Consider the following 23,369-nt stretch of genomic DNA (forward strand, 5'->3'; position numbering starts at 1 on the left):
CTCCGAACCCCGCGCTGCGTCGCCTCCGAACCCCGCGCCGCGCGGCCTCCGGCCGCAACGGCCGCGCCGCGCACCCCCGCTAGAACACGTCCACCGGTACATACGCCCCCCACACCCCCCGCAGCGCGTCGCACACCTCGCCGACCGTCGCCCGCGCCGCCAGCGCCCGCTTCATCGGGTACAGCACGTTCGCCGTGCCCGCCGCCGCCGTCGTCAGCTCCGCCAGCGCCGCGTCCACCGCCGCCCCGTCGCGCTCCGCGCGGAGCCGGGCCAGGCGTGCCACCTGCCGGGACTCGATCGCCGGGTCGACGCGCAGCGGTTCGTACGGCTCCTCCTCGGCCAGCCGGTAGCGGTTGACGCCCACCACGACCCGTTCGCCTGCCTCCGTCTCCTGCGTGATCCGGTACGCGTTCCGTTCGATCTCGCCCTTCTGGAAGCCCTGTTCGATCGCGCTGACCGCGCCGCCCCGGTCCTCGACCCGCTGCATCAGCCCGACCGCCGCCGCCTCCAACTCGTCGGTCATCGTCTCCACCACGTACGACCCGGCGAAGGGGTCGACGGTCGCGGTCACGTCCGTCTCGTACGCCAGCACCTGCTGGGTGCGCAGCGCGAGCCGCGCCGACCTGTCGGTGGGCAGCGCGATGGCCTCGTCGAAGGAGTTGGTGTGCAGCGACTGCGTGCCGCCGAGGACCGCGGCCAGCGCCTGGACGGTGACGCGGGCGAGGTTCACCTCGGGCTGCTGCGCGGTGAGCTGGACGCCGGCGGTCTGGGTGTGGAAGCGCAGCATCAGCGACCTGGGGTTGCGGGCGCCGAACTCCTCGCGCATCAGCCGCGCCCAGATGCGGCGCGCGGCGCGGAACTTGGCGACCTCCTCCAGGAGCGTGGTGCGGGAGACGAAGAAGAACGACAGCCGGGGCGCGAAGTCGTCCACGTCCATGCCGGCGGCGACGGCGGTGCGTACGTACTCGACGCCGTCGGCGAGGGTGAACGCGACCTCCTGCGCGGGCGAGGCGCCCGCCTCGGCCATGTGGTAGCCGGAGATCGAGATGGTGTTCCACCTCGGCAGCTCGGCGCGGCAGTACCGGAAGATGTCGGCGATCAGCCGCAGCGACGGCTTCGGCGGGAAGATGTACGTGCCGCGGGCGATGTACTCCTTCAGCACGTCGTTCTGGACGGTGCCGGTGAGCCGCTCCGCAGGGACGCCCTGCTCCTCGGCGACGAGCTGGTAGAGCAGCAGGAGCAGCGCGGCCGGGGCGTTGATCGTCATCGACGTGGACACCCGGTCCAGCGGGATGCCGTCGAAGAGCACGCGCATGTCGTCGATCGAGTCGACGGCGACGCCGACCCTGCCGACCTCGCCGTGCGCGAGGGGGGCGTCGGAGTCGTGGCCCATCTGCGTCGGCAGGTCGAAGGCGACGGACAGGCCCGTGGTGCCGTGGGCGATCAGGTCGCGGTAGCGGGCGTTGGACTCGGCGGCGGTGCCGAAGCCCGCGTACTGGCGCATCGTCCACGGCCGGCCGGTGTACATCGTCGGGTGGACGCCGCGGGTGTACGGGTACGCCCCGGGCTCGCCGAGCCGTACGTCGGGGTGCCAGCCGGCCAGGGCCTCGGGCCCGTAGACCGGCTCGATGGGCAGACCGGACTCCGATCGGCGCGCCATTGTGCTCCCAGCCTTTCCCGGTTTCCCGGTTTCCCCGGTTTCCCCGGCTTCCGCGGTTTCCCCGGCTTCCGACTTCCGGCCTTCCCGGCCCTGTACGGACTGTAGTCACGAGCGTACGCTCCGCCGGTGACAACGACCCTGGACCCGCGCCCGGCTACCCGTCCCGGCCGTACCCCCACAGCTCGGCCAGCTCCGCGAGCCGGCCGGGCAGCCCGGCGGCGTGGTCGCCGGCGCGGGCGGGCTGGATGCGGCCCGACCTGATGTTGCTGCTCCAGTCGCCCAGGTGCGGGCGGAACGCGCCGTGGTCGTGGGCGCCGTAGTCGAGCATCCCGGCGGTCCACTCGACGCCCAGGAACGCGCAGATGCCGCGGGTGGTCGCGGCCGGCTCGGCGGTCAGCTCCTCGTAGCGCAGCACGTGCCCCGCCGGGCCCAGGCCGGTGCGGGCGGCCTCCAGCGCCTCGCCGTAGTCGAGGACTTCGGCATGGATGGCGTCGAGGTCCGGCTCCTTGCGGCGGTTGACGAGGGAGGAGACGACGGCGCCCGGGTGGCGCAGCAGGACGAGGAAGCGGGCGTCCGGCCAGCACTCGCCGAGGCGGTCGCGGATCAGGGCGTTGGCGGGGGTCTTGTCGACGATGACCCGCTTGCCGCTGCGCTCCAGCTCCAGGTGCAGCACGCGGTCCCACAGCAGGTGCTCCAGCTCGCGGCGGTCCAGCTCCAGGCCCTCCATGGCCTTCGCGCTGTACGGGCGGGTGAGTTCGACGCGCAGCGTGCGCAGGTGCATCTCGTGCGGGGCGCGGATGTCGGGGTGGCTGTTGAGGAGTACGCGCAGGAGGGTGGAGCCGGAGCGTACCGAGGACAGCACGAAGACGGGGGAGTCGACGAGGCGCGGGGCGCGGGGCGCGGCGTACGGGTCCGGCGCGCCACCCCCGGCGCCGCCCCTGGCGCCGCTCCCGGCGCCTCCCCCCGCGCCGCTCCCGGAGGTGCGCGCGGGCGCGGCGGTGGACCGGGGGGCGCGCCGGGGTGGGCCGAGCGCCTGCGCCATCAGCCTGCCGCGCCGCTTGAGACCTCTGCCGACGGCGTTCATGCGCACACCAACCCTCCTAGTGGCGATCACGGTCCGCCCAGCGGCGTGTGCCGGGCGGACGGGCCATTCCAGGGGACGGGGGCAAACGCAAGGTGTCCGGGAGGCAACGGTGCGCTACGGGGTTCCGGAGCGCCCGTGTCGGGGGAGAGAATCGTTCGACGCCTTGCAGGAGGGAACCGGGGGGGTGGGCGAATTGCGTCCAGCACATGTGAGCGTTTACAGGAAACTCCATTCGGTGCGCGTGGCCGTCGCGCTCGCGGCGGCGGGGGCGGCGCTCGCGGCGGCGGCGGGATGTTCGGCCTCGGCGGACGCGGCGGGCAGCGGGGGCGGTTCCGCGCCGCCGTCGTCCTCGGCACCGGCGACGTCCGAGAAGCCCGCCGAGCCCTCGGCCACGCCGTCCGAGACGAAGCCGGCGAAGCCGAAGAAGAAGCCGAAGGCCGAGGCGTCCGCGTCCAGGACCCCGACCGCCGAGCCCACGCCCGAGGGGCCCGAGGTGCTGATGGCCGTGGGCGACGAGAGCGAGCAGGTGCGGGAGCTTCAGGCCCGGCTGCGCGCGGAGGGCGTCTTCGGCCAGGGCCCCACCGCGTACTACGGGCCGGTCACCGCCGACGCCGTCTCGGCGTTCCAGGAGGACCGCGGCCTGCCGCGCACCGGCGAGACGGACGTCGTCACGTGGGAGCGCCTGCTGGCCCGTACCGACGAGCCCACGCGCGACGAGCTGTACCCGCCGACGTCGCAGGCCATGGAGAAGCCCGACCCGCGCTGCACCGAGGGGCGGGTGCTGTGCGTGAGCAAGCGCAGCGACACCCTGCGGTGGATGAAGGACGGCGAGGTGCTGGCGGCCATGGACGTGCGCTTCGGGTCGCAGTACACGCCGACCCGCGAGGGCGTGTTCGAGGTCTTTCTCAAGAGCCGGCACCACGTCTCGACGCTCTACGACACCCCCATGCCGTACGCGATGTTCTTCAGCGGCGGCCAGGCCGTGCACTACTCAGCGGACTTCGCCGCGACCGGCTACGCCGGAGCCTCGCACGGCTGCGTGAACGTGCGCGACGAGGCGAAGATCGCGAAGCTCTTCGGGGACGTCCGGGTCGGCGACAAGGTGGTCGTCTACGACTGACCGCGCGCGGCGGTACGGCACCCGCGGTGCCGTACGCGCCGTACGCACGGGCTGAGCTGTGGCTGTGACACTTTCTCCGCCGACGACGCTGTAAGTGATGTGCCGACTGGTCATCGGCCCAGCGCTCGGCCGGGGTTCCCCCCGTACCTGCGGCTCAGCGCATTTGGCGCGGGCGGGTTGCGTTCCCCCAGCACCGCCCGCGCCACTCCTCCCCCGTGCGGTCGCCTTCCGGATCCCGTACGCCAGGACGCGTACCGCAACGGGCGTACGCGACCTCTCAGGCGCCCAGGCCCAGCCGCAACTGCTCCTCCGAGCCCGCCTCCGCCTCCCGTCCGCGGCTCTCGGCCGCCGCCAGGGCCGCGCGCTCCAGGCTCCGTTCGCGCCAGGCCGCGGACGACACCAGCTCGGCGAGCTGCCGCAGCCCGCGGTGGGCGGCGGTACGCACCGCGCCCGGCCGCTTGCCCAGCACCTCGCCGGCGTCGGTGGCGCGCATCCCGGCCACCGTGCGCAGCAGCACCGCCTCCGCCTGGTCGCGGGGCAGCGCGGAGATGAGCGTCAGCACCTGCCGGGTGCCCAGCGACTCCAGCGCGTGTTCCTCGGCGGCGCGCTCCGCGGGCAGGTCGTGGACGCGCTCGTCGAGCAGCACGCCCTGCGGGCGGCGCCGCTCGCGGCGCAGCAGGTCCAGCGCGCGGCGCCGGGCGACCGTGACCGTCCAGCCGCGGAACGACGGGCCGTCGCCGCGGAACTGGCCCAGGTCGCGGGCGATCACCAGCCAGGCGTCGGCGGCCACGTCCTCGGCGTCGTCGCCGACAACGCCGCGCAGATAGGCGAGCAGCACCGGCTGGAGCCGCCGGTAGAGCGCGGTGAACGCCGCCTCGTCACCGCTCTGCGCCCTGCGGACCAGTGGCTGGAGGTCCTCGTCCGCAGCCTTGTTCACCGGCGCCGCCCGTGCGGCCGCCGGTCCGTTGTCTTCCCCCACCTTGTGCGCCTCGTGATCGGCCTGCGGCACTGTGCACCGTGCCCGCGCCCCCGCGCGCTCTCCGTCAGGCCGCTGCCCCAGCCACACCCGGAATCGAACAGAACAGTGCAACAATGCCAGACATCATGGACGTTTGACGTGAGCACCCCCACATTTATCCCGTACGGGCAGATGAACACCGCGACGTTCTCCGTCCGTTCCGGGTGAAACGGGACAAAAGTGTGCCTGGGGGGGGAGTTGCGGGGGAGCGGGGTGCCGCCGGGTCAGCCGGTGGCGGACCCGTCCGGCTCCGGAGCGGTCGCGGTCGCCGAGAGCTCCGGAGCCGGGGACTCCGAGATGTTGACGCTCGGGTTCGGCGAGGGGCCGTTCTGCGGCGGCGAGCCGTCGCCGCCGCCGCTCTCGGTGCCGCCGTCGGTGTCGCCACCGCCGGTGTCCCCGCCGGAGCCGCTCGAACCGCCCGTGTCCGTACCCGGAGAGGACGGGACAGACGGGCTCGGGCTCGTCGGCTCCTCCGTGTCGCCGCCCGTGCTGCCGCCCGGGGAACCGCCGGTGCCGCCGCCGGTCGCTCCGCCCGGGGTGCCCACGCTGGTGCCCAGCCGGTTCGAGCAGTACGCCGTCATCGCCTCCGCGGAACCGGCCGCCTGCTCCAGGACGCGCAGCCGCCCCTGGCCCGGCGTCGGGCCCGTACCGGCCTGCGCGGCGAGGTAGTCGCGGCACAGCTCGTCGAGCACGGAGTCCGCGTCCGCCATGTTCGGCGGCTCGTTGCCCCGCACGTCGCCGATCACGCCGCGGCCGGGCAGGTCCGGGTCCGTACCGGCGCCGTCGTCCTTGCCCTTGGTGTCCTTGCCGTCCTTGCCGGACCCGTCGTCCTTGCCGTGGCCGTCCGACCCCTTGCCGCCCTCCTCGGCCGAGCCGTCCTCCGCCTCGTCGCCGGGGGTCTGCGCCGACGACGTGGCGCCCACGCTCGGCGACCGGTTGCCACCGGTGTCCTGGATGAACGACGGCGCCGGCAGCACGCCCGCGGTGGAGGCCACCGCGACCCCGCCCAGCGCACACGCCGCCATCGCGCCCACGACGCTCAGCCGCAGCGACCGCAGCCGCCCCACGACGCCCGACCGGATCCGCTCCCGGCGCCCGTCGAACGGCGACTCGGCGGCGAACTCCGCGGACGACGCCCGGCTCGTGCTCTCCTGCGCCGCCCGGAACGCCGCCAGCGCGGCCTGCTCCCCGGGCACCCGGCCGTTCGCACCCGGGCGGCCCGACTCGGCCACCCGCGCCAGCACGGCGGCCAGCCGCTCGGCCGCGGCCCGGTCCTCCGGCGACCAGCGCCTGCGCCGCCCACGGCGACCGCCGCCATCCGCGAAGTCGAGCGGCTCACCGCGAAGCAGTCGCTCCGCGACGTCCTCGTCGAGCCAGCCGTACCGGTCGTCCACCATCACATTTCCTTAAGCGTCCGCGCGGCTGATTGCGTCACACCGCCAGGCTGCTGCCCTTCCCCGGGCGGAACATCCCCCTCCTCCTGCGGCCTCTCGATCAGCGCGGTCAACTGCTTGAGGCCGCGGTGTGCCGCCGTACGCACCGCGCCCGGGCTCTTGCCCAGAACTTCGGCGGTGCGCTTGGCGTCCAGTCCCATGATCACGCGCAGCACCACGACTTCGGCGTAGTCGCGGGGCAGCCGCGCGATGAAGGCCATCGTGCGGCCCGTACCGAGCGCCTCGATCGCCTCCTCGGCGGTGTCCGAGTCCGCGGGCCGGTCGGCGAGCTGGGTCTCGTCGCCGCCGGAGACGGGCCTGCGGGAACGCATTCGCACGTGATCGAGCGCGCGGTTGCGCGCTATGCGCGCCGCCCAGCCGCGGAAGCGGTCGGCGTCCCCGCTGAACGAGCCGAGGTCGCGCGCGATCTGAAGCCACGCCTCGGAGGTCACGTCCTCGGCGTCGCCGTCGCCGACCAGGCTGCGCACGTATCCGAGCAGGCGAGGGTGCACCGTCCGGAACACGATGCGGAACGCTGCCTCGTCGCCGAGCTGGGCAGCGTGCACCGCGCCGGACAGCGCGGCGTCTTCCGCGTATTCCCCCTGCACGGTGGTCAGTCGGTCCGTGGCGCCAGGAGACGCAGTACACGCGGACACATCTGCGGAGCACCCCCGGATCTGGGCGGACCGTCGAGCCTGTAGTCGAACGAATGTCTGTGCGTCTAGTCGACGCGATGTGCACGCTACGGCGGCTGCGGTCCCTTCGCAACACACCCGGAGCCTCTCCGCACCACCGCCTACGATGTCGGCGGGCCCGCTGGCACCTCGACGCGCGCCGGTCGAGGGCCGGTCGGCCCCTGTACAGGGGCCGGATGGGGGCTGGCCGTGGCCCGGACGGGGGCTGGAGAGTGGTCCGGCGGGGTCCCGCAAGGACCCCGGACGAGGGGCGCGTACGGACCGGTCGGCACCCGCGGAAGAGGTGCTGTGACATTTCCGGGCCCTCTGGCGCTGAGTAATACAGCGGGCCCGAACGGGCACCCGCACCTGAGGCCGACGGCCGGAGCAGCTCCTGTGGGGGGTAGCGGCTCCGGCCGTCTTCTTTGTGCCGGTCAGGGCGGTACTGACACGTTTTCGACACCGGTGGCGCTGTACGTGTGTCGAGCGTGAGCGCACGCCAGACGTGAGCGAACGAAGGGGCGGGATGTGAGTCCGCGTAGATCCCATGCGTACCGGCCGTTGAGCCTGCGCAGACGTGCCTGGCTGACCCTGGGCGCGGTCGTGCTCGGCGGCGTCGGCGCGATCACCGTCGCCGTGGCCGACCCCGGCTCCGGCCCGGGCGACCCGGCGGCGGCCGGCACCGAGCCGCGGGAGCCGGCGGTCCACGGCGTGGACTTGACCGGGGATGGCGCCCGGCAGGAAGTGGACCGTACCGGGACCGAGCAGTTCTCGATGGTCGGGATCTCCTGGAGCAACGAACGCCGCGACCTCGGCGGCGCCGCCGAGGTGCGCACCCGCTCGGCCGCGACCGGCGCGTGGAGCGGCTGGCGCGCCCTGGGCACCGATGCGGGCCCGGCCACCGACGACCTGGCGGCGGACATGCGCGGCAGCACCGAGCCGCTGTGGGTCGGCCCTTCGGACGGCGTGGAGGCGCGGGTCGTACGCGCGGACGGTACGAGCACTCCGCTGCCCGCCGGCCTGGAGGTCGCGCTCGTCGACCCCGGCGTGACGCAGGAGGAGGCCGAGGAGGCCGAGTCCGCCGGCGTCGGCACGCAGGCGGGTACGGAGACGGCGCCGGCCGCGCAGGCCGCGCCCCCGGCGTCCGGCCAGGACGCCGCGTCCGCGGGCACCACCGACATGGCCCCCGCCGCCGCCGTCACCCAGGCCGAACCCGGCCCGGCGCCCGACTCGCCCGTCACCCCGCCGCCGGTGACCCGCCGCGCCGGCTGGGGCGCCGACGAGTCGCTGGTCGAGGACCCGCCGACGTACAACCCCGACGGCATCAAGGCCGCCTTCGTGCACCACACCGCCGAGGCCGTCAACTACACCTGCGCCCAGTCCGCCGCCATGGTCCGCTCCGTCTTCCTCTTCCACGTGAACGAGAACCGCTGGAACGACATCGGCTACAACTTCCTCGTCGACAAGTGCGGCCGGATCTTCGAGGGCCGCGCCGGCGGCATGGACCAGCCGGTGCTGGGCGCGCACACCGCCAACTTCAACAGCCACTCCACGGGCATCGCCGTCCTCGGCGACTACCACACCCACAGCCACCCCTCCCAGGCCGCGCTGGAAGCCGTCTCGCGCATCGCCGCCTGGAAGCTCGGCCAGTACGGCGTGAACCCCGCCGGCAGCACGACGCTGACGCCGCAGAAGCTCGACGCGGACAACGCGTTCGTCCCCGCCGGCGACCCGAAGACCATCAAGAACATCTCCGGCCACAAGGACGGCCGGTTCCGCCCCTTCGGCGCGGCCGAGGACGTCAACGTCACCGCCTGCCCCGGCGACCGGCTGTACCCCAAGCTGGCACAGATCCGCGCCCTGGCCGCCGCCCCCGGCGCCTCGCACGCCCTGCCCACCCGGGACTACAACGGCGACGGCCGCGGCGACCTCGTCGCCGGCACCCCGCGCGCCAACGGCGGTGGGCAGACCGGCTCCGGCGCGGTGTTCGTCGTCCCCGGCGGCGAGAACGGCCCGGTGGCGAGCGCCAAGCGCAGCCTCACCCAGAACAGCACCGGCGTGCCCGGCACGGCCGCCGCCGGCGACGCCTGGGGCACCGACACCGAGTGGGGCGACGTCAACAACGACGGCATCGCCGACCTCCTCGTCGGCGCCCCCGGCAAGGACGACTCGACCGGCCACGCCGACGCCGGCGTGATCACCGTCCTGTACGGCCCGGGCCTCGACTCCGGCCGCAACCTCGTCCTCGGCGACGGCTTCTCGCCGACCGGCGCGAAGTACGGCTCCGCGGTCGCCGCCGGCGACTTCGACGGCGACGGCCGCGACGAGGTCCTCGGCGTCGGCGCCGAGGCGTGGGCCACGCACGACCTGAACGGCAACGGCCGCGAGGGCTCGTTCCCGTACGAGACGGTGAGCTACCAGGACGCCGCCGTCGGCGACTTCAACCGCGACGGCTACGACGACGCGGCGATCACCTACCGCGACCCGGGCGGCAAGGCGCGCCTCGACATCCTGCGCGGCACCTCGGTCGGGCTGGACGTCACCGCTGACCTCGCCGTCCCGGGCGGCCGGTCCGTGGCCACCGGGGACGTCACCGGCGACGGCTTCGCCGACCTCGTCGTCGGCCAGCCCTTCGCCAGCGAGTCGGCCGCGAACACCGGCGGCCAGGTCACCCTGGTCAAGGGTTCCGCGAACGGGCTGACGACGACCGGCCGGCAGATCGTCCACCAGGACACCGGCTCGGTGCCGGGAGCCTCCGAGGCCGGCGACGCGATGGGCTTCTCGGTCGCGGTCGGCGACGTGGACGCCAACGGCCACGCCGACGTGCTCGCCGGCGTCTACCGCGAGGACATGACCCGCGACGGCGCCAACCGCGCCGACGCCGGCACGTCCCTGCTGCTGCGCGGCGGCTCCTCGGGGCTGTCGACGGCGTCCGGTTCACCGAAGGCGTACCACCAGGACACCGCGGGGATCAGCGGGGTCAGCGAGAAGGGCGACCGGCTCGGCTCGTCGGTGCTGCTGGCGGACCTGTCCGGGTACGGGCGGGCGGATCTCGTCATCGGCGTGATCGGCGAGGACGCCTACGACGGCACCCTGCTCCAGCTCGACAGCGGCAGCGAAGGGGTGTCGGCGTCGGGCGCCGTGTACTACGGCAAGTCCGCGCTGGGCACCCCCGCCGCGGGCCGGCTGGGGGTGGAGCTGGCGCCGTGAGGCGCTGACACCGCCCGCGAGGGGCCGTCCCACCGGGGCGGCCCCTTCGGCGTACCCACCCGGGGCGCGGCGCCCGGCGGCGGCTCCTGTCGTACGCGCCCCGGCCCGCCCGCGTACGCGAACCGGGCCGCCCGTCCCGTACGGTCCTCAGCCCCCGCCGCCCGACACCCGCCCCGCCAGATCCGCGAACTGCCGCCATTCCAGCTCCGGCTTCCGCGGGTCCCACACCTTCTGCGCCAGCGCCGCCAGCGGCAGCCTGACGCCCTCCGCCACCTGCCGCGGCGTCTGCGCCCCCGCCCGGTCGCACCACACCGCGAAGCGGGCGCCGAGCACCTTCTCCGGGCCCGCCAGCCGCTTCGGCACCGGCCGGGTGCCGCGCAGCACCGCCGGCGTCCACTCCTCGTAGATCCGCCTGCCCGTGGGGTACGTGAAGTCGTTGGGCTCGCCCAGGACGTAGTACAGGTACTCGTCGTTGAGGTTGACCAGCCGGCGGCCGTCCTCCAGGAACGCCTGCGGGTCGCGCGCGAACGCCTCCTTGCCCGTCCAGTACTCGACCTCCCGGTCACGGTCCGGACGGACCTTCGCGCCCGGGATGAAGCCGTCGTTCCACGCCTTGACCTTCTTGCCGAGCTTCTTGACCGTGTCCGCGCGGTCGTTGAGCCAGGCCGCGGTGAGGTCGGCGACCGCGGCGCCGTCGCCGTGGCGTTTGCGGGCGGCGGCGGCCAGGCGCGGGTAGCGGGCCTCGGGGTCGCTCGCCATCAGCGCCACGTACTCGTCGCCGCCGATGTGCCAGTACGGGCCGGGGAAGAGCGGCGCGTACTCCGCCAGCAGGTCGTCCACGAGCCGGCCCGCGCGGGGCTGGGAGATGTCGATCGCCCCCTCCACCGGGCTGCCTTCGGCGGTCTTGAGCTGCATGCCGGGGTGGGCGTCGAGGACGGCGCCGAGGTGGCCGGGGGAGTCGATCTCGGGGATGACGGTGATGTGGAGGTCCGCGGCGAGTTCGACGATGCGCTCGATCTCGGCCTTGGTCAGGTGCGGTTCCGAGACCACCTCGGGGTGGCTGTCGCTCTCGACGCGGAACGCCTGGTCGTCGGAGAGGTGCAGGTGGAGCTGGTTGAGCTTGAGGTCGGCCATCTCCCGGACGCGGTCGGCCAGCCACGCGGCGCTGAAGTGCTTGCGGGCGATGTCGACCATGAACCCGCGCTGCGGGCGGTCCGGGCGGTCGGCGATGCGGCCGGGCGGTACGCCGCCGCCGGCGCGTACGGCCTGGCGGAGGGTGCGGGTGCCGTAGAAGACGCCGGTGTCGGTGGCGGCGGTGACGGTGGCGCGGCCGTCGGCGACGTCGACCCGGTACGCCTCGGGGCCGCCGGCGCTGCGGGGTTCGAGCCGCAGGCGGACGTCGCCGGTGCGCCGGCCGAGCGCCGCGGAGTCGTCCGCCTCGCCGCTGCCTTCCCCTCCGCTGCCGCCGTCGTCGTCCGCGTACCGCATGCCCAGTTCGCCGGCGAGGCGCATGGCCTCGTCGGTCAGCTCTCCGTCCTCGGCGACGACGCGGGCGCGCTCCACCGGCCGCCAGCCGGTGCCCTCGGCGCGCTCGTAGGAGCGGACGGCGGGGACGGTACGGGGGTCGGGGAGCGGCTTGCCGCGCTGCGCCCGGGGCGGGGCGGCGCGGTCCCCGCCGCCGGCGGTGGGCGTGGGCGGCGGGTCGCTCCCCGCGGTGCGGTGGGCGGCGCCGGTGGCGCGGCCGGAGGTGCCGTCGCCGTCCGCGCCGCCGTCGCCGCCGAACACGGGGAGCAGGGCGAGGAGCACGGCGGTGGTGGCCAGGGCGGTGGCCAGCGTCCAGTACAGCGCTTGCCGCGGCCCCCGGAGGGCGCGGAGCGGGCCGGCCGCGCGGCGGGCGTGCCGGGCGGGGGACCGGCGCGGGGGCCGGGGCGTACGCGGCGGGAATCGCATGGTGGGGGACCTCCCGGACGGGCCACGTCGGAGCGTGGGGGCGATGTACGACTTCTATCGATCCAGTCCGACAAACCTCCTCGTACGGGTGAAACCCCGGCCTGCGGGACCGGGCGGTTCCGCTCCGGCCGCTAGCGTGGCGCCGCGCTGTTCGACCGTAGCCGCCTTGGGTACGCGCCCGCGCGCCCGGCACGCCAACCACGCACCAGGGAGCCCGCCCTGCCCGCATCCGCACCGCGCGCCACCCGCCCCGCCGACCGGTCCGGCCTGGCCGCCTTCAACGCCGCCCCTCCCGCCGACGCCGAGCGCGCCCTCCTCGGCTGCCTCGACGACCGCCACTGGGCCCGCCGCCTCACCGCCCACCGCCCGTACCCCGACCTCGGCGCCCTCCTCGCCGCCGCCGACGAGGCCAGCTACGACCTCGCCCCCGCCTCCGTCGCGGGCGCGCTGAGCGACGAGGCGACCGGCCTGCCCCCGGCCGCGGGCATCGCCGAGCGGACCGCGCTGCGGGCCGCGCACGCCGCGTACGAGAGCCGCTTCGGCCACTCCTTCGTCCTCTGCCTCGACGGCTGCCCCGAGGACGAACGGCTCGACCGCACGCTGGCCGCGATCCGCGCGCGCCTGGGCCACGAGCCCGACGAGGAACGCCTCGTCGCCGCCGACGAACTCCGCCGGCTGGCCCGCGGCAGGCTCACCCGCCTCCTCGCACCGGCCGCCGAGACGTCCCGCACCTGACCCGGGCACCCGGTCGCACACCCACCGCGTACCCCGCCGCCCGCGCGGGCGCAAAAGGGGACGCAACCGCCCTGATCCCCCGGCCTGTCTGCACCGTTAGGCCACGCGCGTGCCTGATTGATCACACCTGCACCCCCATGACCGGTGTGCCGACGCACCGTCGCTACGATGGCGAAGGCCGGAGGACCGTACCCGGCCGGGTCATGACCGACAGCGCACTACCCGAGCCCTGACGGCCGGCCCCCGATCAGTTTCCGGAGGGTTTTTTCCGTGCCGGCTGGAACGCTCTACCGCGGCCGGGAAGGCATGTGGTCCTGGGTGGCGCACCGCGTCACCGGCGTCCTCATCTTCTTCTTCCTGTTCGTCCACGTCCTCGACACCGCCCTGGTGCGGGTGTCGCCCGAGGCGTACGACGACGTGGTGGCCACGTACAAGACGCCGATCGTGTCGCTGCTGGAGTACGGGCTCGTCGCCGCCGTCCTCTTCCACGCGCTCAACGGCCTGCGCGTCGTCGCCGTCGACTTCTGGTCGAAGGGAGTCCGGCTCCAGAAGCCGATGCTGTGGACCGTGGTCGGGATCTGGGCGGTGCTGATGGTCGGCGCGATCTATCCGGTGCTCGGCCACGCCGCGCGCGAGCTGTTCGGGAGCTGATGACCATGGCCACCTCCGACGTCGAGCTGACCGGCTCCACCGCCGCGTACTCCGCCGACCACCCCGCCCCGCTCATCGAGGCCCCCCGCGCCCGCACCCCGCGCACCGCCCGGTCCACCTCCCGTACCCGCACCAACTTCGAGCTGTACGGCTGGGTGTTCATGCGGCTGTCGGGGATCGTCCTCGCGGTCCTCGTCGTCGGCCACCTGCTGATCCAGCTCGTGCTGGACGGAGGCGTCAGCAAGGTCAGCTTCGCCTTCGTCGCCGGCCGCTGGGCGTCCCCGTTCTGGCAGGGCTGGGACCTGCTCATGCTCTGGCTCGCGATGCTGCACGGCGCCAACGGGCTGCGCACGGTCATCAACGACTACGCCGAGCGCGACGGCACCCGCTTCTGGCTGAAGATGCTGCTGTACGCCGCCACGGTCTTCACCGTCCTCCTGGGCACGTTGGTGATCTTCACCTTCGACCCGAACATCCGCTGACGCGGCGAAGAGGTTCCCCTCATGCAGATCCACAAGTACGACACCGTGATCGTCGGCGCGGGCGGCGCCGGCATGCGCGCCGCCATCGAGGCGACGAAGCGCAGCCGCACCGCCGTGCTGACCAAGCTGTACCCGACGCGCTCCCACACCGGCGCCGCGCAGGGCGGCATGGCCGCCGCCCTCGCGAACGTCGAGGAGGACAACTGGGAGTGGCACACCTTCGACACCATCAAGGGCGGCGACTACCTGGTCGACCAGGACGCCGCCGAGATCCTGGCGAAGGAGGCCATCGACGCGGTCCTCGACCTGGAGAAGATGGGCCTGCCGTTCAACCGCACCCCGGAGGGCCGCATCGACCAGCGCCGCTTCGGCGGCCACTCGCGCAACCACGGTGAGGCCCCGGTGCGGCGCGCGTGCTACGCGGCGGACCGCACCGGCCACATGATCCTCCAGACGCTCTACCAGAACTGTGTGAAGGAGGGCGTGGAGTTCTTCAACGAGTTCTACGTCCTCGACCAGCTCATCACCGAGGTCGACGGCGTCAAGCGGTCGGCGGGCGTGGTCGCGTACGAGCTGGCGACCGGCGAGATCCACGTCTTCCAGGCCAAGGCCGTCGTCTACGCCTCGGGCGGCAACGGCAAGTTCTTCAAGGTCACCTCCAACGCACACACCCTGACCGGCGACGGGCAGGCGTCGGTGTTCCGGCGCGGGCTGCCGCTGGAGGACATGGAGTTCTTCCAGTTCCACCCGACGGGCATCTGGCGGATGGGCATCCTGCTCACCGAGGGCGCCCGCGGCGAGGGCGGCATCCTGCGCAACAACGACGGCGAGCGCTTCATGGAGAAGTACGCGCCCGTCATGAAGGACCTCGCCTCGCGCGACGTCGTCTCCCGCGCGATCTACACCGAGATCCGCGAGGGCCGCGGCTGCGGCCCCGAGGGCGACCACGTCTACCTGGACCTCACGCACCTGCCGCCGGAGCAACTGGACGCGAAGCTGCCGGACATCACGGAGTTCGCGCGCACGTACCTGGGGATCGAGCCGTACACCGACCCGATCCCGATCCAGCCGACCGCTCACTACGCGATGGGCGGCATCCCCACCAACGTCCGCGGCGAGGTGCTCGCCGACAACACCACCGTCGTCACCGGGCTGTACGCGGCCGGCGAGGTCGCCTGCGTCTCCGTACACGGCGCCAACCGGCTGGGCACCAACTCCCTCCTCGACATCAACGTCTTCGGCCGCCGCGCGGGCATCGCCGCGGCGGAGTACGCGGCGACGGCCGACCACGCCGAGCTGCCGGAGGACCCGGCGGGCTTCGTCGTCGGCGAGGTGGAGCGGCTGCGCGACTCGGTGGGCAAGGAGCGGGTGGCGGAGCTGCGGCGCGAGTTGCAGGAGACGATGGACAAGAACGTGATGGTCTTCCGCACCGAGCAGACCATCAAGGAGGCGGTCGAAAAGCTCGCGGAGCTGCGCGCGCGGTACCGGAACGTGGGCATCCAGGACAAGGGCCGGCGGTTCAACACCGACCTGCTGGAGGCCATCGAGCTGGGCAACATGCTCGACCTGGCCGAGGTCATGGCGATCTCCGCGCTCGCCCGCAAGGAGTCCCGGGGCGGCCACTACCGCGAGGACTACCCGAACCGCGACGACATCAACTTCATGCGCCACACCATGGCGTACCGCGAGGTCGGCGACGACGGCACGGAGACCGTCCGGCTCGACTACAAGCCGGTCGTGCAGACCCGCTACCAGCCGATGGAGCGTAAGTACTGATGGCAACACCCGTCATGGACAAGGTCGAGTCCGAGTCCCCCGAGCCGGCGGACTCCCCGTACATCACCGCGACGTTCCGCATCCGCAGGTTCAACCCGGAGGCGGCGGCGGAGTCGTACTGGGAGGACTTCCGGGTGGAGATCGACCCCAAGGAGCGGGTCCTCGACGCCCTGCACAAGATCAAATGGGACATGGACGGGACCCTCACCTTCCGCCGCTCCTGCGCCCACGGCATCTGCGGCTCCGACGCGATGCGCATCAACGGCCGCAACAGGCTGGCGTGCAAGACCCTGATCAAGGACATCTCCCCGGAAAAGCCGATCACGGTGGAGCCGATAAAGGGTCTGACAGTGCAGAAGGACCTGATCGTCGACATGGAGCCGTTCTTCCAGGCATACCGCGACGTGATGCCGTTCCTGGTCTCCCGCGGCAACGAACCCACCCGCGAACGCCTCCAGTCGGCGGCGGACCGCGAGCGCTTCGACGACACCACGAAGTGCATCCTGTGCGCGGCGTGCACCAGCTCGTGCCCGGTCTTCTGGAACGACGGCCAGTACTTCGGCCCGGCGGCGATCGTCAACGCCCACCGCTTCATCTTCGACAGCAGGGACGAGGCGGGGGAGCAGCGCCTGGAGATCCTGAACGACAGGGACGGGGTCTGGCGCTGCCGCACGACGTTCAACTGCACGGACGCGTGCCCGCGGGGCATCGAGGTGACGAAGGCCATCCAGGAGGTCAAACGAGCCCTGATCACCCGCCGCTTCTGACCACCCCGGGGGAGGCCACTGCGACCTCCCCCGGGGTGGCTGTCAGTCCTGCGGCGGGTCGGTGAAGAGTTCGTCGACGCTTGTGGCGGCGATGGCCTTTTCGAACCAGGTGTCGAGCATGGCCATATCGGTGCAGTCGGCGATGCGTTCGCGTGCCGTGTCATCCACGGGGATGCCGCGGGCCCCCAGCACCCGGAGCACGCCGGCCACCCGCTCCTGTACCCGGCCTTCTTCGCGGAGTCCTTCGGCGACGAAGCCACGGAACGAAAACAAACCGGCGTCCATGAGATTCCTCCCAATCTTTGCGGCCGGCGTCTTCTCCAGACCGCTGGCAGCCAGTTCGGCGCAGGTCGTACGGGTCTCGTCGTCGGTCTTCTTCAGGGCTTCCGCCAGCACTTCCAGTATGGCACCCGCATCCGGGTCGTTGCTGTGCGTAATGGCGGAGAAGACCGCGAACGGCACGTCCGCCGCGGCGCGTTCGTAGTCGGTGATTTTGGGGACGTTGTGCGGGCCCAGGACCAGCGGGGTGAGTGTGAGGTTCGGGTGGGCCGGGTGGCCGATGCGGAAGGGGCGGGACGCCCAGAGGGCGGTCGCGCGGTCGCGGCAGACGACGAGCAGGATCGGCTGGTGGCCGTATCTGTTGCGGAGGTAGCTGAGGTAGTACGCCCAACTGTCGGGCTTGTCGGGGTCCCTCTTCGTCTGGGCTTCGACCAGCACAGGTACGGATCGCCTTCGGGGAAATCCAGCCGTAGGAGCGTGTCCACGTGGCGTTCCACCGGCCGTACTTCCGTGAGGTCGCTGTCGATGGCCGTGACCACCGCCTCGCCCGGGACCGGGAGATCGAGCAGCCGGAAGGCGCTCGTGAATAACTCCGGAATCTGCTGAAAGGCCCGGTGATGCGTTTCATGGGGGGAGTTGACCATGATCCGGACGCTAGCGGGTGAGGGGGGAAATACTGTCCGTTAATCGGCACACCTCACCCGCACGGGCGAGCGACTGTCGTGCGTGTTGACGGGTGCGGTCAGTCCAGGCGGTCCAGGATCAGCGGGCCCCGTTCCACCGTCGCCCCCGGCGGGGCGATGTCGTACGACGACTTCAGCGCCTCCAGCGCCTCCGGGATGCGGTCCGGGGTGTCCGTGTGGAGCGTCAGCAGGGGCTGGCCCGCCGTGACCGCGGTGCCCGGTTTGGCGTGGAGTTCCACGCCTGCCGCCGCCTGGACCGGGTCCTCCTTGCGGGCGCGGCCCGCGCCCAGGCGCCAGGCCGCCAGGCCCACCGCGTAGGCGTCGAGGCGGCTGAGGACGCCCGTCGCCGGGGACGCCAGCGTGTGGGTTTCGCGGGCCGTGGGGAGCGGGGCCGACGGGTCGCCGCCCTGGGCGGTGATCATGCGGCGCCACACGTCCATCGCCGAGCCGTCCGCCAGCGCCGCCGCGGGGTCCGCGTCCGGCAGGCCGGCCGCCGTCAGCATCTCCCTGGCCAGCGCGAGGGTCAGTTCCACGACGTCCGCCGGGCCGCCGCCCGCCAGAACCTCCAGCGACTCGCGGACCTCCAGCGCGTTGCCCGCCGTCAGCCCCAGCGGCGTGGACATGTCGGTCAGCAGCGCCACGGTGCGCAGCCCGTGGTCGTTGCCGAGGCCCACCATGGTCGACGCCAGCTCCCGCGCCCGGTCGAGGTCCTTCATGAACGCGCCCGAGCCGACCTTCACGTCCAGCACCAGCGCGCCCGTACCCTCGGCGATCTTCTTCGACATGATCGAGGACGCGATGAGCGGGATGGACTCCACCGTCCCGGTCACGTCCCGCAGCGCGTAGAGCTTGCGGTCGGCCGGCGCGAGACCCGTGCCCGGGGCGCAGATCACGGCGCCGACGTCGCGCAGGATCGCCATCATCTCGTCGTTCGACAGCGAGGGCCGCCACCCCGGCACGGACTCCAGCTTGTCGAGCGTCCCGCCGGTGTGGCCGAGGCCGCGCCCCGACAACTGCGGCACCGCCGCCCCGCAGGCGGCGACCAGCGGTGCCAGCGGCAGCGTGATCTTGTCTCCGATGCCGCCCGTCGAGTGCTTGTCGGCGGTCGGGCGCGGCAGCGCGCCGAAGTCCATCCGCTCGCCGGAGGCGATCATCGCCGCGGTCCACCGGGCGATCTCGTCGCGGTCCATGCCGTTGAGCAGTATCGCCATGGCCAGCGCGGACATCTGCTCGTCGGCGACCTCGCCGCGGGTGTACGCGTCCACGACCCAGTCGATCTGCTCGTCGGAGAGCCGCTGCCGGTCGCGCTTGGCGCGGATGACGGAGATGGCGTCCATCAGTTCTGCGATCCTCCGCTCTGGGACCTGCTCAACTCGAACGGGCCGAAGGCGTCCGGCAGCAGCTCGGCCAGCGGCCGGATGCCGGACGGGGTGTCGAGCAGCAGCTCGGGGCCGCCGTGCTCGCTGAGCAACTGGCGGCAGCGTCCGCACGGCAGGATGAGCTGCCCGTCGCCGTTGACGCAGGTGAAGTGGGTGAGCCGGCCGCCGCCGCCGGCGTGCAGGGCGGAGACGAGGCCGCATTCGGCGCACAGCCCGACGCCGTACGAGGCGTTCTCGACGTTGCAGCCGACGACCGTACGGCCGTCGTCCACGAGCGCCGCGGCGCCGACGGGGTAGTGCGAGTACGGGGCGTACGCCCGGGACATCGCGTCCCGGGCCGCCCGCCGCAGCGCCTCCCAGCGCTCGGACTCCTGCGCCGTGTCCGTCACGTGCTCTCTCCCCTTCGGTAGCGCTTGCCGATCCACTTCGGGACCCGCAGCCGCTGTGCGAACACCGCCAGCACCACCAGTGTGGTCACGTACGGCGTGGCCTCCACGACCTCGCGCGGCACCGTGTCGGTGGTCGCGTACAGCACCCCGAGGAGCACCGCCGCGACGCCCGCCGCGATCGCCGCCCGGGCGCCGCCGCGCACGTACTTCCACACCGCGTACGCCGCGAGCAGCACGGCCAGCAGCAGGAACAGCGCGTGCACCGCCTCGCCGCCACCGCGCAACTGGAGGCTGTCGGTGAAGCCGAAGAGCCCGGCCGCCAGCGCCGTGCCGCCCGGCCGCCAGTTGCCGAAGATCATCGACGCCAGGCCGATGTAGCCCCGGCCGCCGGTCTGGCCCTCCAGGTAGATGTGGGTGAACGTGACGAGGAACGCCCCGCCGAGCCCGGCGAGCGCGCCGGAGACGGCCAGCGCCGCGTACTTGTACAGGTAGACGTTGACGCCCAGCGACTCGGCGGCCACCGGGTTCTCGCCGCAGGACCGCAGCCGCAGCCCGAACGCCGAGCGCCACAGCACGTAGTACGTGAGCACGAACAGCACGGCCGCGACCAGGATCAGGTACGACACGTCGTGGGTGAAGCCGCGCAGGATGCCCGCGGTGTCGGAGAGGAAGAACCAGTGTTTGTCCTCCAGGTCCCCGAGCCAGTCGGTGAGTCCGGGGACCGAAAAGGTGTGCATGTCGTCGACTTGCGGCGACTGCTTGTCGGTGCCGCCCGCCTCCAGCGCGTCCCCGTCCGCGAAGAAGATCTTCGCCATGTACTGGGTGGTGCCCAGCGCGAGGATGTTGATCGCCACACCGGAGACGATGTGGTCGACGCCGAACGTGACCGTGGCCATCGCGTGCACCAGCCCGCCCAGCGCCCCGCCGATCACCCCGGCGAGCGCACCCGCCCACGGCCCGTGCTGCCAGCCGATCCAGCCGGCGAAGAACGTACCGAGGATCATCATGCCTTCGAGGCCGATGTTGATCACGCCGGAGCGCTCCGCCCACAGCCCGCCGAGACCGGCCAGGCCGATCGGCACGGCGAGCGCGAGCGCGCCGCCGATCTGCGCGGAGGCGGTGAGGTTGGTGGTGTCGGTGATCGCGCGCACCGCGGAGAGCAGCAGCAGGCCGCCGGCGACGAGCAGGAGCACCTGCGGCAGGCCGAGGCGCCGCTTGCGGCCGTCGGCCGGCGGTCGGTTGGCGGGCGCGACGGCGCCCGTCTTGGTCACCGTACTCACGCGCCCACCTCCGCCTTCTCCGTCTTACGTGCCTGGGCCAGCTCCTCGCCGACGCGGCGCTGCTGGTCCCGCAGCGCCCAGCGGCGGACCACCTCGTAGGCGATGACGACGCAGAGCACGATGATGCCCTTGATGACCTCGACGATCTTCTGGTCGTAGCCCTCGAATTCGAGCTGTGTGCCGGTGCGCTCCAGGAAGGCCCACAGCAGCGCGCCGAGCGCGATGCCGACGGGGTGGTTGCGGCCGAGGAGGGCGATGGCGATGCCGGTGAAGCCGACGCCGAGCGGGAAGTCCGTGCCGTAGTTGTACGACTCGCCCAGCAGCGTCGGCATCCCGACCAGGCCGGCGACGGCGCCGGAGAGCACCATGCTGGTGACGACCATGCGCTTGACGTCCACGCCGCTCGCGGCGGCGGCGGTCTCGGACTGGCCGACGCTGCGCAGGTCGAAGCCGAAGCGGGTGCGGTTGAGCACGAACCAGTACAGGACGCCGGCGAGCACGGCGAAGACGACGAAGCCGTTGATGTCGCCGACCGAGGTCCCGAACATGAAGATGTGGCTGGAGGACGGGATGTCGGGGGTGTGGGTGAGGTTCCCGTCCTTCTCGCCGAGGCGGCCCGCGGTGAGGTAGTAGCCGATGACGGCGCCGGCGATCGAGTTGAGCATGATCGTGGTGATGACCTCGCTGACCCCGCGGGTGGTGCGCAGCACCCCCGCGATGCCCGCCCAGATGGCGCCGACGCCCATGGCGACCAGGATGATCAGCGGGATCTGGATGATGCCGGGCAGCGACAGCGCGCCGCCGACGGCCGCGGCGAAGAAGGCCGCGATGCGGTACTGGCCGTCGACGCCGATGTTGAAGAGGTTCATCCGGAAGCCGATGGCCACGGCCAGCGCGGAGAGGAAGAACATCGTCGACTTGTTGACGATGTAGATGGCGCTGCGGTCGGTCGTCCCGAACTCGATCATGACCTGGTAGGCCCGGAACGGGTCCTTCCCGGAGATCAGGATGATCAGCGAGGTCAGCACCAGCGCGGCGAAGACCGCGAGCACCGGGGCGCCGACCGCCGTGATCAGCTTGTCCCTGTCGAGGCGTTTCATCGCGTACGGCCCCCGCCCTGCCCGTCGTCGCTGTCGGTGGAGCTGCCCGTGGAGCTGTCGGTCGAGCTGCCCGTCGAGCTGTCCGTGCCCTGCGCCGCCGCCGGATCGTCCTCCAGGTGGCCGGTCGCCGCGCCCGTCATGGCGCTGCCCAGCTCCTCCGGCGTGATCGCCGCCGGATCGGCGTCGGCGACCAACTGCCCGCGGTACATCACGCGCAGCGTGTCGGAAAGCCCGATCAGCTCGTCCAGGTCCGCGGAGATCAGCAGCACCGCGAGGCCCTCGCGGCGGGCCTCGCGGATCTGCTCCCAGATCTCCGCCTGCGCGCCCACGTCCACGCCGCGCGTGGGGTGGGCGGCGATGAGCAGCTTCGGCCGGTGGCTCATCTCCCGGCCGACGATCAGCTTCTGCTGGTTGCCGCCGGAGAGCGAGGCGGCGGTCACGTCGATGCCGGGGGTGCGGACGTCGTACTCCTCGACGATCCGCTTGGTGTCCTTGCGGGCCGCGGCGGCGTCGATGAGCACGCCGCGGCTGTTGGGGCGTTCTGTGGTGTGGCCGAGGATGCGGTTCTCCCACAGCGGGGCCTCCAGCAGCAGGCCGTGCCGCTGGCGGTCCTCGGGGATGTAGCCGATGCCGCCCTCGCGCCGCTTGCGGGTGGCGGCGTGGCTGATGTCCGCGCCGTCCAGCACGATGCTGCCGTCGTCCGGGTCGCGCAGCCCCATGATGGCCTCGACCAGCTCGGACTGGCCGTTGCCCTCCACGCCGGCGATGCCCAGCACCTCGCCCTTGTGGATGGTGAAGGAGATGCGGTCCAGCACCTCGCGCGGTACGCCGTCGGCGTCGACGGCCGTCAGGTGCAGCTCGCCGACGCGCAGCATCGGTACGTCGGTGACCGTGGACTCGCGGGTCTCGGGGGTCGGCAGTTCGCTGCCCACCATCAGCTCCGCGAGCTGCTTGGACGTGACGTCCGCGGGCTTGACGGCGGCGACGGTGGTGCCGCGCCTGATGACGGTGATGTCGTCGGCGACGGCGAGCACTTCGCCGAGCTTGTGCGAGATGAACAGCACGGTCAGGCCCTCGGCCTTCAGCCCGCGCAGGTTGTCGAAGAGCGCGTCGACCTCCTGCGGGACGAGGACGGCGGTGGGCTCGTCGAGGATGAGCGTACGGGCGCCCCGGTAGAGGACCTTGAGGATCTCCACCCGCTGCCGGTCGGCGACGCCGAGGTCCTCGACCAGCACGTCGGGGCGGATGCCGAGGCCGTACGCCTCCGACAGCTTCATGATCTCCGCGCGCGCCCGGTCGCCGATGCCGTGCAGCTTCTCGCTGCCGAGGACGGTGTTCTCCAGCACGGTGAGGTTGTCGGCGAGCATGAAGTGCTGGTGCACCATGCCGATGCCGCGCGCGATGGCGTCGGCCGGGCTGGCGAACGTGACCTGCGTGCCGTCGAGCGTGATCGTGCCCTCGTCCGGCTTCTGCATGCCGTAGAGGATCTTCATCAGGGTGGACTTGCCCGCGCCGTTCTCGCCGACGAGGGCGTGCACGGTGCCGCGGCGCACGGTGATGTCGATGTCGTGGTTGGCGACGACGCCGGGGAAGCGTTTCGTGATGCCGTGTAGCTCGACGGCGGCGGCGCCGGCGGGCGGGTCCGCTGCCGTGGAGCTGCTGCTGGGGGCTGCGATGGCGCACACTCCTCGTCGAGGGC

At 72.7% G+C, this 23,369-nt stretch carries 19 protein-coding genes; 7 read left to right on the top strand and 12 right to left on the bottom strand.

The features are described from left to right. Positions 1-79: 79 nt before the first annotated feature. Both QBL21_RS04735 and QBL21_RS04740 read right to left on the bottom strand, forming a co-directional pair. Positions 80-1,660 carry a methylmalonyl-CoA mutase gene (locus QBL21_RS04735; protein ID WP_407560704.1) on the bottom strand — a complete coding sequence of 527 codons (1,581 nt, stop codon included), beginning with the start codon at positions 1,658-1,660 and terminating at the stop codon, positions 80-82. A 154-nt stretch (positions 1,661-1,814) separates the two neighbouring features. Further along, positions 1,815-2,744, bottom strand: coding sequence for a sulfotransferase family protein (locus tag QBL21_RS04740; protein WP_407566305.1), 930 nt, complete (start codon positions 2,742-2,744; stop codon positions 1,815-1,817). Between the two features lie 235 nt (positions 2,745-2,979). Between QBL21_RS04740 and QBL21_RS04745 the strand changes: the two genes are divergently transcribed. Next, positions 2,980-3,864: a L,D-transpeptidase family protein gene (locus QBL21_RS04745; RefSeq protein WP_407560705.1), complete on the top strand. Its 885-nt coding sequence runs from the start codon at positions 2,980-2,982 to the stop codon at positions 3,862-3,864. A gap of 277 nt (positions 3,865-4,141) precedes the next feature. Here the strand turns inward: QBL21_RS04745 and QBL21_RS04750 are convergent, their stop codons facing one another. The 3 genes from QBL21_RS04750 to QBL21_RS04760 all read right to left on the bottom strand — a co-directional run bounded on the left by QBL21_RS04750 (position 4,142) and on the right by QBL21_RS04760 (position 6,923). After that, positions 4,142-4,843, bottom strand: a complete 702-nt coding sequence (locus tag QBL21_RS04750) for an RNA polymerase sigma factor (RefSeq protein ID WP_407560706.1) — start codon at positions 4,841-4,843, stop codon at positions 4,142-4,144. 263 nt (positions 4,844-5,106) lie between these two features. Continuing rightward, entirely contained in the window at positions 5,107-6,279 is a 1,173-nt protein-coding gene (locus tag QBL21_RS04755; RefSeq protein ID WP_407560708.1) for a hypothetical protein, read from the bottom strand. Continuing rightward, positions 6,279-6,923, bottom strand: coding sequence for an RNA polymerase sigma factor (locus QBL21_RS04760; protein WP_407560709.1), 645 nt, complete (start codon positions 6,921-6,923; stop codon positions 6,279-6,281). Before QBL21_RS04760 ends, QBL21_RS04755 begins: the two co-directional genes overlap by 1 nt. Positions 6,924-7,550: 627 nt before the next feature. On the opposite strand from QBL21_RS04760, the gene QBL21_RS04765 reads away from it, so the two are divergent. After that, the gene (locus QBL21_RS04765; protein ID WP_407560710.1) at positions 7,551-10,199 is read left to right on the top strand and encodes an N-acetylmuramoyl-L-alanine amidase; all 2,649 of its coding nucleotides are present in this window, start codon (positions 7,551-7,553) and stop codon (positions 10,197-10,199) included. A gap of 147 nt (positions 10,200-10,346) precedes the next feature. Here QBL21_RS04765 and QBL21_RS04770 read toward each other — a convergent pair whose 3' ends face one another. After that, a complete protein-coding gene (locus QBL21_RS04770; protein WP_407560711.1) occupies positions 10,347-12,149 on the bottom strand; it encodes a beta-N-acetylhexosaminidase in 1,803 nt (600 codons plus the stop codon). Between the two features lie 267 nt (positions 12,150-12,416). Here QBL21_RS04770 and QBL21_RS04775 point away from each other — a divergent pair, with 267 nt between their 5' ends. The 5 genes from QBL21_RS04775 to QBL21_RS04795 all read left to right on the top strand — a co-directional run bounded on the left by QBL21_RS04775 (position 12,417) and on the right by QBL21_RS04795 (position 16,560). Next, the gene (locus QBL21_RS04775) at positions 12,417-12,884 is read left to right on the top strand and encodes a 2-oxo-4-hydroxy-4-carboxy-5-ureidoimidazoline decarboxylase (RefSeq protein ID WP_407566306.1); all 468 of its coding nucleotides are present in this window, start codon (positions 12,417-12,419) and stop codon (positions 12,882-12,884) included. Positions 12,885-13,154: 270 nt separating this feature from the next. After that, the gene (gene sdhC, locus QBL21_RS04780) at positions 13,155-13,535 is read left to right on the top strand and encodes a succinate dehydrogenase, cytochrome b556 subunit (RefSeq protein ID WP_407560712.1); all 381 of its coding nucleotides are present in this window, start codon (positions 13,155-13,157) and stop codon (positions 13,533-13,535) included. Then, positions 13,535-14,017 (top strand): succinate dehydrogenase hydrophobic membrane anchor subunit, encoded by a 483-nt coding sequence (locus tag QBL21_RS04785; protein WP_407560713.1) that lies wholly within the window; start codon positions 13,535-13,537, stop codon positions 14,015-14,017. Before sdhC ends, QBL21_RS04785 begins: the two co-directional genes overlap by 1 nt. Before the next feature lie 21 nt (positions 14,018-14,038). Further along, positions 14,039-15,793: a succinate dehydrogenase flavoprotein subunit gene (gene sdhA, locus QBL21_RS04790; protein ID WP_407560715.1), complete on the top strand. Its 1,755-nt coding sequence runs from the start codon at positions 14,039-14,041 to the stop codon at positions 15,791-15,793. Next, positions 15,793-16,560, top strand: coding sequence for a succinate dehydrogenase iron-sulfur subunit (locus QBL21_RS04795; protein ID WP_407560716.1), 768 nt, complete (start codon positions 15,793-15,795; stop codon positions 16,558-16,560). Before sdhA ends, QBL21_RS04795 begins: the two co-directional genes overlap by 1 nt. Before the next feature lie 42 nt (positions 16,561-16,602). On the opposite strand, the gene QBL21_RS04800 is transcribed toward QBL21_RS04795, so the two are convergent. The 6 genes from QBL21_RS04800 to QBL21_RS04825 all read right to left on the bottom strand — a co-directional run bounded on the left by QBL21_RS04800 (position 16,603) and on the right by QBL21_RS04825 (position 23,355). Then, on the bottom strand, positions 16,603-17,277 hold the full coding sequence (locus QBL21_RS04800; protein ID WP_407560717.1) for a hypothetical protein: 675 nt from the start codon (positions 17,275-17,277) through the stop codon (positions 16,603-16,605). Positions 17,278-17,581: 304 nt separating this feature from the next. After that, positions 17,582-18,859 (bottom strand): thymidine phosphorylase, encoded by a 1,278-nt coding sequence (locus tag QBL21_RS04805; protein ID WP_407560718.1) that lies wholly within the window; start codon positions 18,857-18,859, stop codon positions 17,582-17,584. Continuing rightward, positions 18,859-19,290, bottom strand: coding sequence for a cytidine deaminase (locus QBL21_RS04810; RefSeq protein ID WP_407560719.1), 432 nt, complete (start codon positions 19,288-19,290; stop codon positions 18,859-18,861). The genes QBL21_RS04805 and QBL21_RS04810 overlap by 1 nt, the downstream gene beginning before the upstream one ends. Next, positions 19,287-20,570 carry an ABC transporter permease gene (locus QBL21_RS04815; RefSeq protein WP_407560720.1) on the bottom strand — a complete coding sequence of 428 codons (1,284 nt, stop codon included), beginning with the start codon at positions 20,568-20,570 and terminating at the stop codon, positions 19,287-19,289. The genes QBL21_RS04810 and QBL21_RS04815 overlap by 4 nt, the downstream gene beginning before the upstream one ends. Next, positions 20,567-21,670, bottom strand: a complete 1,104-nt coding sequence (locus QBL21_RS04820; protein ID WP_407560721.1) for an ABC transporter permease — start codon at positions 21,668-21,670, stop codon at positions 20,567-20,569. The genes QBL21_RS04815 and QBL21_RS04820 overlap by 4 nt, the downstream gene beginning before the upstream one ends. Beyond that, positions 21,667-23,355 carry an ABC transporter ATP-binding protein gene (locus QBL21_RS04825; RefSeq protein ID WP_407560722.1) on the bottom strand — a complete coding sequence of 563 codons (1,689 nt, stop codon included), beginning with the start codon at positions 23,353-23,355 and terminating at the stop codon, positions 21,667-21,669. Before QBL21_RS04825 ends, QBL21_RS04820 begins: the two co-directional genes overlap by 4 nt. Between the last annotated feature and the right edge of the window lie 14 nt (positions 23,356-23,369).

The organism is Streptomyces sp. 184, assembly GCF_045781775.1.
Taxonomy (GTDB): Bacteria; Actinomycetota; Actinomycetes; order Streptomycetales; family Streptomycetaceae; genus Streptomyces.

Coding starts and splice junctions, on each gene's coding strand:
- QBL21_RS04820 (WP_407560721.1), bottom strand. CDS start 21,670: ATGAAACGCCTCGACAGGGACAAGCTGATCACGGCGGTCGGCGCCCCG.
- QBL21_RS04795 (WP_407560716.1), top strand. CDS start 15,793: ATGGCAACACCCGTCATGGACAAGGTCGAGTCCGAGTCCCCCGAGCCG.
- sdhA (WP_407560715.1), top strand. CDS start 14,039: ATGCAGATCCACAAGTACGACACCGTGATCGTCGGCGCGGGCGGCGCC.
- QBL21_RS04770 (WP_407560711.1), bottom strand. CDS start 12,149: ATGCGATTCCCGCCGCGTACGCCCCGGCCCCCGCGCCGGTCCCCCGCC.
- QBL21_RS04755 (WP_407560708.1), bottom strand. CDS start 6,279: ATGGTGGACGACCGGTACGGCTGGCTCGACGAGGACGTCGCGGAGCGA.
- QBL21_RS04785 (WP_407560713.1), top strand. CDS start 13,535: ATGACCATGGCCACCTCCGACGTCGAGCTGACCGGCTCCACCGCCGCG.
- QBL21_RS04735 (WP_407560704.1), bottom strand. CDS start 1,660: ATGGCGCGCCGATCGGAGTCCGGTCTGCCCATCGAGCCGGTCTACGGG.
- QBL21_RS04740 (WP_407566305.1), bottom strand. CDS start 2,744: ATGAACGCCGTCGGCAGAGGTCTCAAGCGGCGCGGCAGGCTGATGGCG.
- QBL21_RS04805 (WP_407560718.1), bottom strand. CDS start 18,859: ATGGACGCCATCTCCGTCATCCGCGCCAAGCGCGACCGGCAGCGGCTC.